The 15940-nt window shown below is 39.9% G+C and carries 13 protein-coding genes and 1 pseudogene; all 14 read right to left on the bottom strand.

Features of this window, described 5'->3' with window-relative positions; genetic code table 11:
* Positions 1–2 precede the first annotated feature (2 nt).
* Positions 3–1073 (bottom strand): hypothetical protein, encoded by a 1071-nt coding sequence (locus GQR89_RS03875; protein WP_158768848.1) that lies wholly within the window; start codon positions 1071–1073, stop codon positions 3–5.
* A gap of 93 nt (positions 1074–1166) precedes the next feature.
* Positions 1167–1685 carry a preprotein translocase subunit SecB gene (locus tag GQR89_RS03880; RefSeq protein WP_158768849.1) on the bottom strand — a complete coding sequence of 173 codons (519 nt, stop codon included), beginning with the start codon at positions 1683–1685 and terminating at the stop codon, positions 1167–1169.
* Entirely contained in the window at positions 1666–2175 is a 510-nt protein-coding gene (locus GQR89_RS03885; RefSeq protein ID WP_158768850.1) for a toxin-antitoxin system HicB family antitoxin, read from the bottom strand. The genes GQR89_RS03880 and GQR89_RS03885 overlap by 20 nt, the downstream gene beginning before the upstream one ends.
* 18 nt (positions 2176–2193) lie before the next feature.
* Positions 2194–2478: a type II toxin-antitoxin system HicA family toxin gene (locus GQR89_RS03890; RefSeq protein WP_158768851.1), complete on the bottom strand. Its 285-nt coding sequence runs from the start codon at positions 2476–2478 to the stop codon at positions 2194–2196.
* Between the two features lie 70 nt (positions 2479–2548).
* Positions 2549–2791 carry a hypothetical protein gene (locus GQR89_RS03895; protein ID WP_158768852.1) on the bottom strand — a complete coding sequence of 81 codons (243 nt, stop codon included), beginning with the start codon at positions 2789–2791 and terminating at the stop codon, positions 2549–2551.
* Between the two features lie 36 nt (positions 2792–2827).
* On the bottom strand, positions 2828–3118 hold the full coding sequence (locus GQR89_RS03900; protein ID WP_158768853.1) for a hypothetical protein: 291 nt from the start codon (positions 3116–3118) through the stop codon (positions 2828–2830).
* Complete coding sequence (locus GQR89_RS03905) at positions 3111–3761, bottom strand: nucleotidyltransferase domain-containing protein (protein WP_158768854.1); 651 nt, start codon at positions 3759–3761, stop codon at positions 3111–3113. Before GQR89_RS03905 ends, GQR89_RS03900 begins: the two co-directional genes overlap by 8 nt.
* On the bottom strand, positions 3758–4576 hold the full coding sequence (locus GQR89_RS03910) for a pentapeptide repeat-containing protein (protein ID WP_158768855.1): 819 nt from the start codon (positions 4574–4576) through the stop codon (positions 3758–3760). Before GQR89_RS03910 ends, GQR89_RS03905 begins: the two co-directional genes overlap by 4 nt.
* Position 4577: 1 nt before the next feature.
* Complete coding sequence (pglX, locus tag GQR89_RS03915; RefSeq protein ID WP_158768856.1) at positions 4578–8264, bottom strand: BREX-1 system adenine-specific DNA-methyltransferase PglX; 3687 nt, start codon at positions 8262–8264, stop codon at positions 4578–4580.
* Between the two features lie 20 nt (positions 8265–8284).
* On the bottom strand, positions 8285–11953 hold the full coding sequence (gene brxC, locus GQR89_RS03920) for a BREX system P-loop protein BrxC (RefSeq protein WP_158768857.1): 3669 nt from the start codon (positions 11951–11953) through the stop codon (positions 8285–8287).
* Between the two features lie 19 nt (positions 11954–11972).
* Positions 11973–12560, bottom strand: coding sequence for a DUF1788 domain-containing protein (locus GQR89_RS03925; protein WP_158768858.1), 588 nt, complete (start codon positions 12558–12560; stop codon positions 11973–11975).
* A 6-nt stretch (positions 12561–12566) separates the two neighbouring features.
* On the bottom strand, positions 12567–13181 hold the full coding sequence (locus tag GQR89_RS03930; protein ID WP_233269075.1) for a DUF1819 family protein: 615 nt from the start codon (positions 13179–13181) through the stop codon (positions 12567–12569).
* A 291-nt stretch (positions 13182–13472) separates the two neighbouring features.
* A complete protein-coding gene (locus GQR89_RS03935; RefSeq protein ID WP_158768859.1) occupies positions 13473–14153 on the bottom strand; it encodes a hypothetical protein in 681 nt (226 codons plus the stop codon).
* Positions 14125–15262: pseudogene (locus GQR89_RS03940) on the bottom strand (IS3 family transposase). Before GQR89_RS03940 ends, GQR89_RS03935 begins: the two are co-directional and overlap by 29 nt.
* Between the last annotated feature and the right edge of the window lie 678 nt (positions 15263–15940).

Genomic DNA, 15940 nt, shown 5'->3' on the forward strand with positions numbered 1-15940 from the left:
TTTCAGATAGCCCATTCACTGCGCTTTATTTTTTTAGCAAAAGCCGATTGAAGATCAACATCGCCACATTGCATGGCTTTTTGATATACGACTAGATTCAGCTTTTCTTTTTCTTCTCTGGTTAAATCCCCCGAGCGTAATAGCGCATCTACTTCTTTAAGAAACGATTGGGCACTCTCATGCTCTGGGTACTTCTCTGTTATCAATCTAACGGTATGTTCAGTTATTCTATCAATCGGTAGATCAAAATTACCTTGACCAACTCCTCGCAAAATATCGACCTTTTCATGTCTTAATAAAAACACTGTAACACTTTCAATAGATGGCATTAGTCCACTAAAAGTAATGGAATTTAAATCATTTTTGATAAAATAAATGATATTACATATGACTTCTGCAAGTTGAGAATTAAATGAACTTAACTTTTCCAAAGAAACATTTAATTTCGCTTCATGGTCTTCGTAGTTGATATAACTAGTCCGCCCGTCTTTAGCCAAAATACCCTGTAAATAACAAACGATTCCCTCAACGTACTCTACTGCACTCTTATATTCTTTAACCGATTGAATAAAGTTATCTAAGGTTTCACTCGTAAACCCTCGGCCATTAAAAAACGACATAAAGCACTTATCGATAGCATTAATTTCGTCAGATGCAGCAAGTTTGACATCCAGCTCAAATTTTCTTGTTACTTTTGAGTTGATGAGTTCGATGACATAAAATTGATTGTCAGAAAATTTCATTGTCGAATTAAAAGCTTCAATCTCTGTTTCTTCACCATTCACTCTGATTGTTTGGTAGTTAGCACCAATAAGGGTGCCTAAAAGAGTTTTGTCACGACAAATAAAGCGAGTTGAACGGAGTTCGCGATTATTGATATACAACTGAGGTTGTTTAGTTGGGTGTTGCTGCCACACGTGTAATATAAGATCTTGCCTAGTTGCAAAACTCGCCTCACACACTTGGCAATAATATCTTGCAGGCTCTGAGCTGATCCCCTCCATAAATTCAGGAATAACTACTGAACCACCAGAATTACCAGGGTCAATAAATGCGGATAAATAGTACGCCATATATTCAATCGTCCTTGTTAAAATGCATAAGCGCGGGTGATGTGTTTTTATGTAATCGCAGGGAATTGGGCATTTATCATGTAAAAAATGACACTATTCAGGAGTTTGCTTTGCGTCCACTTCACTCTTACGTTTTTTAATCTTAATTTGGCGAGTTGGTAATGGTACTTTCGGGAGATTTAATCTACTGCACATATTGGCCAAATATTCTCGCCAATATGGCCAAACATGGTAACTTACGTTTTCAAGGGCAAAAACCTTCAAACCATCTGGGTTAACATCCCCTTTAGTCATCAGATACTCAGCACAAAAAGTGGCTTCAATTTGCGCTTTTATTTCGTCTTCTTTATTGTCATCAGCTGTAACAAACCGACAACCAACCAGTAAATTGACTCTAAAATATTGTCTCGAATCTCCATTTTCTTCTACAGTGATAACTTCCGAGGTTTTAATTTGGTGCATGAACTTAAAGCGCACTCCATCTATATCTGTGCGCTTCGGGTCCCAATCATCAGCACATGAGGCATTAGTGCTCTTAATATAAATATCATTAAACACCAAGCTATCTTTGACTGTTTGAAAATCTGGATCATCAACCATATGCAAGTTCATTCCCCTCATCTTCAGATATATCAATACGTCTAAGGTCTACTACGTTCGATTTCGATTTACTGACTATTCGCAACGAATCACTCGAATATTGGGTTCCGAGAGCATAATCGTTTTTCTCTAGCTTAGTTGTCTTAGCCGCAAAATGGTCACCCAAACACATAGACAAACAGTTAACCAACAAATGATTCAAACTTACTTCTTCAAAGTCAGCCCAACCAGCAAATGAAGCATGCATTGACTTCGGCATTCGTAATGTCACTCTGCCACTGAAATTTTGTTCTTCGATCATAGGTGAAGGCATGACTTTGCCTTGCTCTTGCATTAGCTCAGCAGTAGTTTCAATTGAATCTAATGCTAATTGATAAGCCTCTTCAAATGTTTCAGCATATTCAGCAACGTCTGGCAATTCTCTAATTTTTGCTTCAAAAAAGGTTTCTCCATCAAAATCACCTTTTCTTACTGTAATATTGTATAAACTTGCATCTACCATTTTTTATCCCTTTTGAAATCACTCAAGATATTCAATCAATTCTTTTTCATACTTTTCAAGTATTTTTATTATTTTCTTTATATAGGGGCGCTTGATCTCAGGATTTTTTCCATGATCACAATTAAACGCACCTGAAGTAAAATCTTCAATATGACAATGAGTGAATACTTTATGTCCACCTCTTTTACCGTCTTTAACGGTAAAGCCTAATGACTCAAGGTGCTTTTTAACCTCAATACAACGCATTGAGGCTCCAGCTCCTTTAAGAGCCTGTATTACATCATCATACAAAACATTACTCATGCGACACCATATATAGTGTCAAAGTTCCAAGAATGCAAATTGTACTGACATAAAGCATATTTGCAATCATTTACTTCACCGCCTTACCGTGAATGTTTTTCACATCCGCTAGCAAATTGCCGGATTTGCCGTAGTTTACTTTTACGCCGTCGTCGAGAGTGATGCGTTTTTCGGTCTGGTGTTTGAGTTGCTGGTCGAAGGTACGCAGTTCGGCTTGTTTTTGTTCCAAATTTTTTAAGGCTTTATCGGCAAAGTCTTTTTGTTTTGTATTACATTCGAGGATCTGTTGTTGCACGCTGCTGTGTAATTTCAATTTACTTCCTTGTGGTTACATGGGTAAAAGACGGGGTCATTTTGCTGCTAACAACGCTTTTTCGAGTTTTTTAAACACAAGTTCACATTCTTCCGAATTCAATTCATATTCTGCTGTAAAGCGTTCGCCAGACCTTTCATTGATCAACGAGAGCTTCTCCGACAACTCTAATACCAGAGGGATTATCATATCGAGTCCCTTGGTGTTTTCTCTCCAAACGTCTATTGCCAATCTGGTAAGCCCCGCAAGTTCGTTGCTATTAGAGTTACTGTTAATCAGCTTTAAAGCCTTGCGTTCGAGGTATATTCTATTCAAAAATTTATTCATTTTGATATCCGTAAACTTTGTCTTTGATGTTGTTTGCCCACGCTAGCAACTTCTTTTCTACTTGAAATAACTCGGTCAATAATTCATCTGTAAATTTAGTTTTGTGCCCTCTAATTGTTGCCCTACGACATTCAATGAGAGACTTATAGTATGTTTCACTAATTGGCGCAGAGAATTCACCCAACATCAGAGGAGCAAACTTAGAAAAGTTAAAGTTACCAGTTAACGCTTTAGATGCTGACATTCCGATATCTCTTAAAGTAAGCGCTACAATGCCTAGCTCATATATCTTAGATGGTGAATTATTTATGATTTCTGCGATTGATGATTTCAGCAGTTTGGACAGGGCGCTTATTTCCGAATATGCATTAACATAATCACTTGGCTGACCTATTTTTCGAAGACAATCATTTGATACTGCGCTTGCTGATACGGGTATTGCGTCTAAGTATAAATGCCACGCAAATAGCGTTCCCTTCCGATATAATTCTTCAATTCGTTCTTTTGTATAAACAGACCAATCAGGTGGAAACGAACTCAAGCCATCATTGCTTCTTATTATGAGTACATCAACGTCTGAGCCTGAGTCAAAATCCCCACTAACCAAAGAGCCGAACACATATCTCTCGCAACTATCATTCATCGCCTCGACAACCTTTTGACTAAGACTGATACAAACATGCCCATTAGAATAAACCTGCCAGTAACAGCTAAGTAAACTATAGACTTGTCAATCACTACTTTGGTCTCAATACCCAGAAATATTGAAAAAGCTGATGAAATAGATACGGATAATTCATTTCCTTGCATATAAATGTGAGAAGCCAAAAGCGCCACTACAATAACTATTGTCCGTAATAATTTTGGTAGAGACTCACCGTTGCCCCATAAAAAATCGAACAAAGAGAAAATAAAGTAATCCTTTATAGCCACAACTCGGTCAAAGAATCCTACATACTTCTTTTTATACCAACCATCTTTACCCCAGGCCGCTTTACTTAGATGGACTTTAGTCGCACTTAGCTCAGCCTTTATAGCCTTATTTACGCCTACATAGTCTCCCATTTGGGCAAAATTAACTCTCAATGCTTGTGCAAATTCAAGCGCTACGTTTTCGTACCCAGGAATATTGGTTTCAATTAATTTATTTGTGATTTTTGTATTGTTAAAGCGAGCATAGTCAAAAGTACTACCAGTAAACTCGCTACCTCTAAAACTTGAGTTTTTAAATTGAGCTCCAATGAATTTACAGTCGATAAATTTACAATTTCGGAAATAACAATCATCAAAAACAGTGTACATAAATTCTATGTTTTCAAAGATTATTGAAACAGCACTTACTCTTGTAAAAATATGCTTGTTAAACGTTTGCTTAGGATCTAAATTTTTACAAAACTCAATATCAGTCAAGTAACTCGGCGAGTTAGTTTTGGTTTCTTCTGGCAATAAGCTACTCATGTTACTTCACCGCAACGCCATGGATGTTTTTTACATCCGCGAGCAGATTGCCAAATTTGCCGTAATTGACTTTTACGCCGTCGTCGAGGTCGAGGGTGATGCGTTTTTCGGCGTGGTGTTTGAGTTGTTCGTCGAAGGTGCGGAGTTCGGCTTGTTTTTTCTCCAGGTCTTTTAAGGCTTTTTCGGCAAGGCGTTTTTGCTCGGTGCTGCCTTCTAGAATATCTTGCTCTAGGCTGCTGTGTTGATGTTCGTACTTGCCCATTAATGGGGTGACGTACTCGGTACGCATACGGGAGAGTGTGCCTTCGTTATAGCGATGTAGGTATACCAAACATTCAAAGGCTTTTTCTTTGCCTGAGCTAAACAACCAATAGATAGGGCGTTTTTTGTAGGTTTTGCAATGGTCTTTAAAGAACTGGCTTGAAAAGTAACGACGGATGGTGTCCATCGCCCCTTCGCCCTTCTTGGGTTTCAAGGCATGTAAACACAGGCTTTCTGCGACAAATTCCAGATTTTCGTTTAGGTGTTCAGCACCCCATACAATTTTTACAAATTCACGGAAGCGCGTGGTGGCATCGTCATCAAATAACCAGTCTTCTGATGCTAAGGGGATAATCCCGTCATCATCGGCTGGGAATGTTTGGTAAGTATCCTCAGCAGCCAACTCTTTAAAGCCTTCATTGCCTGAGTGGGCGTAAACCAACCCTTTTCGGTCTAAAGAGTAGCGGCCCATCATGCAGCCAATAGAATATGAGACTAAGTCAAAAGCTTTATCTGATATATGTCTTATGAAATTTTTATCACTGCCCTGTTTAGATGAATATTTATAATCTGGGTTTGAGTAAAGTGTCACATATTTGTTATCTACAGCACTAGAGATACTGTCAACTAAGCCATAGGCTTTAATAAATAAGCTATTTATTGACTCTTCAATATATTGTAAGCCACTAACATCCTGCGCTTCTGTTTGTAGCTCAAAATTGAAGTTATCCTTAATTCTGTTCGAGTTGTAATTAAATATGGGCAATTTTTGAAAACCATATGAAATTTCTAAATTGTCATAGTCGACTTTAGATATCTCGATTGCACTTTTTACTAAATTTTCAAGTTCTGTTCTATCAGGCTCTATATCTTTTTTTAGTATTGGAAGGTTTGCTACATTACCAACCTGCATGTTCGCAGAAGGATTGAGAGCTTGCATAAACTCGCTGCTTAATTTCGAGCACATAAAACCTGCAACTAAATATCTATCTTTTTCGTCTGGGAACGCTGACGAACCTCCAACATCAAATAAATAACCTTGTTCACAAACTCGAACACCAAATTCGTAGGAGCTAATAAGGGACCAAGTTAACGATGGCTTGAAAAAATACTCTATATTCTGTGGGCGTGATTTTAATTTTCCATTTACAAAAAAATTCCGAATTTCATGTCCATCATTTTCCCAATTGACAACATTCTCATTATTGCCATACCACTTTTTAAAACCACCACCCTTGTTGTATGGGAACCACTTCTTATCTAATTCTTTTGCTTGTTCGATAGATTCTAAATTCAACCCTAATTTAGAGTGATCAATCTCAAACCAGAATCTAACAAATCTATCATTATCGGCTGTTGCCATACCTTGTCTCGGCTTTGCAAACGTACCTAGTAAATCGCCAGTTAAAAAAGCTTCTCTCATCTTATCATTTAACCAAAAAGCAATTATCGAACTAGGAAGCTTGATAAAATCCGCTGAAAAACATTGCGAACCTAAGTTATTTTCTAATTTATTTTTGAGTCTATTGGGCTGATCACCAGCTGAGCCAAGATAGCCTAAATCGAAAAAACTCCCTTTGTAATTAGTTACACCTTTTTTGATAGTAAAAGCCACAAATTGAACACTAGCCATTTCAAAAAAAGCGGTATAAGAAGGTTTCACTGATGACGATATAGAATGATTTAATAAAATGTTTTTTCGCACTTTTTCATAACTTGAGATAAACATCCAAGTTAGAGGGGTCACCAAGCAATATTCACCACCAATGTCCGTCAATTCACTAGTTCTTTGTATAAACATCGAATAAAGATTTTGGGAATAATTTTTATAATTTTGCTTAGAACACTCTTTCAAATCATAAACGAAGTATTTATCGTCTAGAAAAGGCGGATTTGCCACTACCGCATTATATTTCTGAGCAAGGGCAATGGCCTGATACACGATGGGTAATAACTCTATAGCGGCTTGTTTAGCCGCTGGGTCGGTGCTTTTTTGTTTGACTTGTAACAAATCTTTTAGGGCAAGCAGATTGGCTAAGTATTGGTTGTCTATTTGAATCAATGAGCCAAGGGTTTTAGCCTGTAAAAATGATGTCTTTAGATAATTTAATAATTGCAGGTAGTCGTTATAGATTCCCGCCTGCGCGGGAATGACGCCGGTTGGCTCCTCAAACAAGCCCCCTGTTGTGCCTTTTTGGTGTTTGTCCTCTAAATCCAATGCTGACCAGAGTCTTGGGATATCCAGCCCTTCGGTAGATTGCATTGAATAAACATTAAGATGCACGTCACCGTCTTGTACTCGCTGGAAGATGCGCCTGTCATCTTCACGGGCTTTCATCATTAGGGCAAAACCTGCAAGCTGGGCTGCTCTGTCGTCGATGTCTAAGCCGTAGATATTTTTGGTTAATATCAGTTCAGGTATTTCACGTAAGCGATAACCGCGCTCCAAGTAAATTTCACGCAAAACCTCGTAAACTTCAACCAAGATATGACCTGAGCCTGCGGCGGGGTCGAGCACTTTGATTTGCTCTGGGTCAATACTGGTTGGAGTGATGGCTTTAAGCTGCTCGACAACCTCAGGGGTTTGCTCGGCAGGCTCAATGTAGTATTCCATTTTGCCTTTAAGCTCGGACTCCGGATAGGTTGCCAGCCATTGTCTGCCCACTGAGTTTTGCACCAGATATTTAACTATCCAATTGGGTGTAAAGAGCTGGGTCGCCGCCGGAATATCTTCCGATTTGACTACTTTACCGATAACAGCATCTTTATGCTCAGAGATATAAAACTGATATAGCCAACCAATAACTTCTATTTGGCTCCAGTCTTCCTCTGGGATGTCGTTTACCAAGTCTTTTAAGATAGAGTCGGTTTTGGTGAGGTTGTCAGGCAGTAGTAACTCAGTGGCATCATCTAATTGTTCAAACATGAAGGGCATGATTTTATGCAAGTGATGACATTGACCGAGTAGTAGCTCGCGATACAACTCTTCTTCTTTGTCACCGGCCAGTTGTAACTCGATAATGTGGCTTTTATCTAACTCTAGTGAGTCTGCTACATCAGAGGCATGGCTTAAAATTTCAGGCAGGCTATCTGGATTTGTTGGGTGAGATAACACTCTGAATCCATGGTCTAGGTATTCATGTATCTCCATATAACGAAGTGCTGCAAAACGGTTAAACCAGGTATAGGCCATTTCACGTAAGAACAACTCGTAGCCTTTTGAAGCAACACGCTTTTCAAGTTGCTGGCGCTGTTCACCCTGTTTGCGGCTAAACACCCGACCTTCAATTAGTGCGGCCCCACCTTCGAACTGCACCGGCTCAACATTATGCTGGTAAATGCCCAAATGCGCTGCGCGCTTTTTAACGGCCCCGATAAACTGGCGACGGGCCTTAGGCGCGTAGGCTTTTAAGTTTTTGGTGTTCATTAGTAACTTCCTATCCCTGTTTATTTAATGCGAACTTTATTATTTTCGGCTACTAAGTTTGTTAGTTGCTGACGTAAGGCACTGAGATAATCCTCGATGTCTTGTTCTGTTTCGATCATGGCGCTTGGGTTAATGCTGCGCAACACGCTGCTGGTTTCGAAGGTGACTATTTTTTTCGGGGCAGGTTCTGCTGCATCACGTTTTTCAGTAGCAGTATGATCAGGATATGTTTGCTCACCCTCTTTAGCACTGGTGTTTTGCGCCCCTCCCCCTTTTGCTGCTTCTTTAGCTTTGGCCTGCGCTGCCTTTTGTTGTGCTTGTTGTTGCTCAATGTTGTTATTGATCACCTCGTAGCCGTCTTCTTCGAGATTGGCGGCTTCGGTGATTTCTTGATGGATTTCGGCAATACCTTGTAAATCATCCAGCCTTTGCATAGCTAATTGCAAGGGGCGCAGTGCATGATTGCTGACATCAGATGGCACAGCGGCAGATTGGATTTGTTGCGTTAAGTGATCGATGCGGATTTGAATACGAGATTTAGCATGTTCACGTTTTTCATTTAATAGTTTGTTATTAACCGCAACCACTTGCTCAATAAGTGGTTCGATTTCACGGATGTTTTTATAAGGTCGCTCTTGGTTGTATATGGTTTCAAGCTTGCTTAAAGCCGTTGATGCGGTAGTGTCTTTTATCAGCGCGGTACGGTTACGTTCAAACTTAACTGACAATGCCTGAGTTAGTTTTTGCCAGGTTGAAAACTGGGACTCGTAAAAATTTTCTAAGTCTTGATAGTCTTCTTCAAAATCGAGTAAGTCGTTTGAATTAATTAAAAACTGCTCAATAAACTGAAAGCTGGAATGTATGTCGGTCAGGCCTGCCAACAATATTACGCCATTGTCGATTTCTTTCACTCCAGGATACTTACCTGTAGAGGCTTTATTGGCAAAACCTTCGAGCTTACTTTTCATGGTACGCAAGCTGCTTTGGGCGTCATTTGCCAATTCCGTCTCGGTTTCGCGCGCATTACTGCCAAAGATATCGCGGAATAATTTAGCCGCACGTTTTAGATTGGCTTCTGACTGCTGTTTAATGCGTCGTACACGCATTTCGCTGCGTTTTCTGACCTGGGTTAAATTATCGTAGACGTTTTTCAACAAAACATCTTGTTGACGCATTTGAAAACATATTTTGTTGGCTAGGGCCAAGCGAGAGATGAGTAAGATGATCTCTTCATCATTCCAGCCAAAGGGGCGCTTTGAGAATTTTTTGACTATGTCTTCTGCTGTGATTAAACGGCCAGCGTCATCTGCTAAGGCTATGTGTTTTTCGACTTCTAGACTGGCTAATGGATTCACTTCTTCAGCATTGAGATCTAGCCCAATTTGCCCTACGTCGTCGGCAATTAAAACGTTTTGGGTTTCACGGCGAATATCGCCGGCAAAGGGTTTGATTAACTTGAGCTTACTGAAGGTATTTTCAATTACATATTGGTAGATTTCATCCAAGATATTACCAATTGAACTACCTCTGGGGTTTTGTTCTTGCCCCAAGGCGAAATAACTCGCGTCTCTTAAGAGTTGTTCAATTTCTATAACCAGCCTTTTGTGGCGTTTGTGGTTGTCGTTGGCTTTGTCGCGCAGTAGTACTTCTTGTTCGGGGCGGTTACCGCCGGTCATGCGTAAAAATTTGCGAGTTTTGATAAAGGTGCGTAACTCGTCAAATAATTTAGGTTTATCGCTGAGTTTGATTAGGATACAACCATTACCATCTGCAGAGCTGTTAGCGCATACAGCATGTTCGTATTCTGTATAGTTAGCATCTATAGGTGAGATGATCTTAACTACTAAGTCGTGCTCTTGTGAGCCATCACGAGGTATGCCATTACAAAAACGACTGATGGGGAAATCTTGTTTGTTTTCGGCGTAACGAAAATTATTGTTGCGGCGCAGGATCTCCTCAAAAACAATATTACTTAGCTCTACGGTTTCGTCTGAGGCTTCAACATCGGTATGTTGGATTTCTTTTTCAATTTCTTTTTCTTCATTGGTTAAGAAGATATATTCATCGCCTTGGCGGGCGATAAGTACGTTTTGCTCCAACGCATTGATTGCTTGTTCGATATTGTGGCGTAAGGCTAGGCGATCTTCATCCACTTTGCTCACACACAAAGTCACCAAATTATCTAAAGTCGATTTAAGCACATCCACATAACGAATTAAGAATAAGGTTTTAAGCAGGCATAGGGCAAAAGGTGAAATGGATTGTTTTTGTGAGGCTTGGTCGATGTCTTTTTTCACCGAGGTATCCAGAAAACTCTCAATAGCCGGATAAAAGTAATACAAGGGAATAAGCACACCTACTTCTTCGTTGCGCACTTGTTTTGCCGCACTTTGGAAGGCGTCGAGCAACGAGCGCTCACCCCGGCTTAAATGTAAGCCTGTGGCACCGGCTTTACGGATAGCCTCAAAGATTTTTTGTACTAGTGTGTAGTGGTAAGGCACAAAAGGGTAACTATGAATAAAACTTGTGGCATCTCTGAAGTTGGCCAGCTCGGCAGTTGTGGTCTGATCAAAAGCCAATTGATTGCGTAGAATGTCGCCTTTTTCATCGTACAACTGCGACAGTAATTCACGGGCTGGTTGCTCTTTTTCAAGCAAACGTTTTTCAATGACCTCGCTGGTGTTTGAACTCGAAAGCGACAAACGTTCGAAGCGGCCTTGGATTTTTGAAAAATCTTGACCTTTAGAGCCGGTCATTTGACCTATGACTGAATCGATGTCTTCCTGAGACGTTACCACTACCCAAGCCCTGCCTTCGCAGATGGTGCCTAAGTTTTCGGTGATGGTTTGTAGTTTCAACATCATTTGAATGTTGTTACCTATAAACTGCCCGACTTCATCGACAAAAAATAACACGCGTCTGTCTTGGTTTACGTCTAGGTATTCTTTTACCCATTTACAAAAATTTGCTACATCGAGTGCAAAGTTATTTTCAAGTTGTTCAACCCACTGCTTGGCAGATTCAGGGGATTGTTTGGTGACTGTTGCTAAGGCTGAGGCCATTTCGTCTCGATAGAAATCGTAGGCGTCGCGCTCTTCTGTCCAACTTACTTCGGTGAGCTTAGTAAATTCTTGTTTAAAGTCTTCAAATATATGTCTGTTGGTTAACTCTCGTTCTAGGTGGGCAATATGTGGGTGATCGCTGCTGAAACCCATTTGCTCGTTAAACACCTTAAGAAACACCTTTAATATTGCGTCGTCACCGTCATCGGTATTGGCACGGCTATCGATATTAAACAGGATTACAGTGTTGTCTTTTGCGACTGCGGCTTTTATCTCGCCAAGTAATAATGCATCAAGCTTTTTGTCGGCAAAAAAATCAATTGCGGGTTTGTCGCCTGCTCGGCGGTTTTCTAATAAATACGACAATATTTTAATGAAATGAGATTTACCCGAACCAAAGAAACCACTGACCCAAACCCCCAATTTACCCGATGCCGCTTTTGCTTTTGGATCACGCACCGATGGCATGTATGAATCAAAAAAGCCTTCAAAATGTTTTGCCAACTCATTGGTTATGACGTACTCATCTAACTCGGTATAGACGGTTTCGTCATTGCGTTGATCCGCTTTAACTACGCCATTGATGGGGCGGTTAATATCTTTAGTAAATAAATCTTTAATTAGCATTAAGTTTTTCCAAATCCGTTTACGGCACTAATTTGAATGCGCGGTAGTAGTTGTTCGATTCCATGCGATTGAAGGCTTTTAACGCTAAGCCATCCCATTCACCGGGGTAAAATAATAAGGTTGGTACAGCTCCGACTTTGGCATGTAACGCATTGAGTAACTCATGCCCTCGGATAATAGGCCAGGCACTGCCCAAACCATGCATTAAAATGAAGTCACAGTTGTCTAAGTCTATTTTGTTGACGATGAATTCAGCAAAACGATTTTGTTCAAGAGGACCTTTTAATGCATTAAACAAAGCGGCATCGCCCTGTGATTTTTGCTTTTGAAAGGAGCGAGTTAATAAATTTCTGGACTCAAGTAATGAGGCGACCTCTGCAAATAAGTTAATATTGGCGAATGTTTTGCCACGACTTTGCAATTTATTGGTCATAAACTCTAGATGATCCCGCACTGTTAATTCGGCTTCAGCAGGATAATCAAAAACGTAAAAACCAATTTCGTTACCTAGACCTAGATTGTTAAGAAATTCAGCACTTTCTATCTTTGATAACACTTGGTTTAAGCGCTGATTTAAGTCTGATAATTGTACTTTTTCTAATACCATACTGAACTACACCTCCATTGCCGCGACTATGTCTTCGCGCTGCATATCAGCGAGTAAACTTTTTACTTCAGGAAGCAAATATACATTTTGAAGTTTTTTGTTTCGGGTTGATTCAATGTAACCCGCATCGGCCAGTATTTTAAATACAACCTGGCTAATCTTATAGGTAGAAGATTCTGTCATTTGTGCGAACTCAGGAAACAATCTTGAGCGATCTTCCCAGAATGCGACCCAATCATTTGAGTCGATAAGATCACGAAACATGCGTTTTGCATCGAGCACTACATCACGCATAAAATCTGCCAGCATAGTGGATTGAATCAACGTTGCAGCAAACATGAGTTGGCTTGATAACTCGGCACTGCCAAAAGCGAGCTGCGTTAAAAACTCATCGCTTAAGCCTTCTAAACGCTTTTTAATGGTAGATGCATTACGTTTTGCCGATGCGTCGGATCGTTTCTGTAAGATATTTTGATTAACAATGGCATCAAGCCACTCGTCTTGACTGGGCTTTTTAAGCAACAGTTCGGCAACGATTTGCCCTTCACGGATCATCAAACTGCCACCAATAAGGTCACCAAGATAGGCTTTATGATTTTTTAAACTGGCTTGTGGTATCAAACTACCCGACCTCTACTTCTAATTTTTCAAATTATGAGACGTTAATAATAACATCAAGCTTAACTATGAGGTTCGTGAATTCTATCTCGAGGATAGAAAGTGAATAAACACAAAATGATAAACATTACTGAAACTGTAACTTGCTTGGAATTAGGTTCAATATAACGAATCTGTTTACGTTTTAGGATACTTTACCTCAACATTATCCATTCATACATAGCTATATCCAGTAAGCTATTTCAGTTAAGCAAGTTGAAATATTTATTCTCTATTGCAAAATATCTTGTTTTTTTAGGTTGCAACGATTGACCTAGATTTGTCTTCGTAATCATGGGTCTTCGCTCTTATTATCATTAACAGCCTTTGCTTGTTTGAGACCCATACCACTCCTTGCTCAACGATATGAAGGTATTTCTCTTCATTAACATTTCTATAGGTTTGTAGTGCCTTGTCAAACTGGCCTTGTAGGCGATAGATGTCGGCACAGAGCAAGTCGTACTCTGGCATGTGGTACTTGGGTGGCGATGCCAAAATATGTTCTGTAGCTTTAAGATATTGGCGAAGCGTAATTTCACTTGGTTGAGTATTTTTATTTTCTAGGTGATGAATTTGATTAAACAAGCGATAGGCACTTAGGGCGTAACTCATTTTATCGTCTGCATTGGTGCTATGTTCAAACAGTTCTAAGTACACATCTGATGTTGGGTGAGGTAAATAATATATATCTTTTCGTTTGTGTAATCTGCGTTTCCAAAACGGTACTTTTGTGGCAGTTTTCAATAAAGGGATATCTTGCACTCCAAGTATAATTTCACAGCAATTTGAGCAGCGGGTAACGTCAAATATAAAGTGACGTAGTCCGTAAGAAGAGCCTCCATCAGAATAGGTGACTTCCCAATTGTTATTGAACGAACGTATGATCTTCCCCCAGTTTCGTAGACACTTAACTTGCCTGTGAATATGTATTTTCATATTCATCTGGGGGCACATGTCCAAGGTGGCTATGCAGTCGAGTTCGATTGTAAAACACCTCAATGTAATCGAACAAATCCGCTTTGGCTTCACTTCGGTTCACGTACACTTTTCGTTTCACTCGCTCCGTTTTAAGTGAGTGAAAAAAACTTTCTGCAACCGCATTATCTAAACAATGGCCTCGGCGGCTCATGCTGGGTATCAGATTATGAACACTTAAAAAGTCTAAATAGTCACCGCTGGCATATTGACTGCACTGATCACTGTGTACTATCACCTCAGATACCGCAGGTCGTCTCCATATCGCCATCAGTAACGCTTTAATCACGATATCTGATGTCATGGTAGGTTGCATCGACCAACCAATAACCTTTCGTGAGAACAAGTCCAACACCACGGCCAAATACAGCCAGCCTTCATAGGTTTTGATGTACGTTATATCTGATACCCAAGCGGTATCAGGCTCGCTCACAACAAATTGCTGTTGTAGATGGTTATCTGCTGCAATATGAGGCGTAGAAGACTTGAAGTAACGTCGCTTATAGCCAATATTAGCTTTGAGCTTGGCCTGCTTCATCAACTTAGCAACACGATTCACACCACACCTTTCACCTTGTCGCCTAAGATCATGCGTGATCCTAGGGCTGCCATAAACAGCCCCACTTTGCACATAACTTTCTTTGATGCGTTCAAGCAAGCGCTCATTGTCCTGTGCACTTTTTGATAATGATTGCTTCGACCAGGCGTAAAATCCACTACGATGAACGTTTAACACACGGCACACGGCACACGGCACATGGTACTGACACGATAAACATGGAGTCGGGATTTTATGAACGTGTACCTTTCTTTGACTCGCTTGCAAAGTACACGGCGGCCTCCTTTAAGATGTTACGCTCTTCTGTCAGGTGCTTAACTTCAGCTTTAAGTTTGCGAATTTCATCTTGCTCTGCCGATTGGCTAGCGGGTACTTTTACTTTACTCACCCAGTAATAGAGTGACTTATCTGATATACCTAAGCGTTTAGAAACGTCAGGTACAGAATAGCCTTTTTAAACCACTTGGCGAACGGCTTCTTGTTTAAATTCATCGGGATATTTTTTATTCATAACACTTTTTACCTTACTTCAGTTTCTAAGTAAAAAGTGTCTACAAAGTTAGGGGAAGATCAATGTATTGCTTGTATTTTCCTCCTGCTTTTGTCTTATTTGCTACAATTATTTTGAGCTGATCGGCCGAAGATAGCTTTTAATAAATGCTCTGTTCCATTGATAAATGTTGCTATATGAACGCCAGTTTCACGATTAAATTAATGATATTAAATGTCATAATCAGCTGAAATTTCTCCATTATATAAGCTTAATAAACGTTAAAAGCGAGTATTGTCAGGGGATGGAATAGCAAGACTGTATTGAAAAATAACGGACTAAATCTCCAAGCTAGGATTGAAATAATAATGCTTTTCTTCAAAGCTTTTGCTGTTTGGTGACGTCCGTTCTTAGTCTGCCCGTAAGTGAAAACGCATGTTCGCGATCCGTCAAACTTCGTTACAGTTACGCTTTTTTTTGTGTTTTTGACAAAAAATGATATTTTCATTCCGAGTTGCGTTTTAGCCCAATGAATAGGGTGTTCTCCAGATATCGATTAATTTTGTTTTGAGACTCCTCCCTACGTTACATCAGATTGTTTTTATCTAGGTAACGCCAGTTTCCAAATCTCAGTAACGCATCTGGGTAACACATCTTTTCTAATCTCGGTAACGCCATATAATGTGGTATTTGGTTTCG

The sequence above is a fragment of the Paraglaciecola sp. L1A13 genome (assembly GCF_009796745.1).
Lineage (GTDB): Bacteria > Pseudomonadota > Gammaproteobacteria > Enterobacterales > Alteromonadaceae > Paraglaciecola.

Bases quoted from the DNA above. Each gene is read 5' to 3' on its own strand.
- GQR89_RS03875 (WP_158768848.1), bottom strand. From the start codon at position 1,073: ATGGCGTACTATTTATCCGCATTTATTGACCCTGGTAATTCTGGTGGT.
- GQR89_RS03880 (WP_158768849.1), bottom strand. From the start codon at position 1,685: ATGAACTTGCATATGGTTGATGATCCAGATTTTCAAACAGTCAAAGAT.
- GQR89_RS03885 (WP_158768850.1), bottom strand. From the start codon at position 2,175: ATGGTAGATGCAAGTTTATACAATATTACAGTAAGAAAAGGTGATTTT.
- GQR89_RS03890 (WP_158768851.1), bottom strand. From the start codon at position 2,478: ATGAGTAATGTTTTGTATGATGATGTAATACAGGCTCTTAAAGGAGCT.
- GQR89_RS03900 (WP_158768853.1), bottom strand. From the start codon at position 3,118: ATGAATAAATTTTTGAATAGAATATACCTCGAACGCAAGGCTTTAAAG.
- GQR89_RS03905 (WP_158768854.1), bottom strand. From the start codon at position 3,761: ATGAATGATAGTTGCGAGAGATATGTGTTCGGCTCTTTGGTTAGTGGG.
- GQR89_RS03910 (WP_158768855.1), bottom strand. From the start codon at position 4,576: ATGAGTAGCTTATTGCCAGAAGAAACCAAAACTAACTCGCCGAGTTAC.
- pglX (WP_158768856.1), bottom strand. From the start codon at position 8,264: ATGAACACCAAAAACTTAAAAGCCTACGCGCCTAAGGCCCGTCGCCAG.
- brxC (WP_158768857.1), bottom strand. From the start codon at position 11,953: ATGCTAATTAAAGATTTATTTACTAAAGATATTAACCGCCCCATCAAT.
- GQR89_RS03925 (WP_158768858.1), bottom strand. From the start codon at position 12,560: ATGGTATTAGAAAAAGTACAATTATCAGACTTAAATCAGCGCTTAAAC.
- GQR89_RS03935 (WP_158768859.1), bottom strand. From the start codon at position 14,153: ATGAAAATACATATTCACAGGCAAGTTAAGTGTCTACGAAACTGGGGG.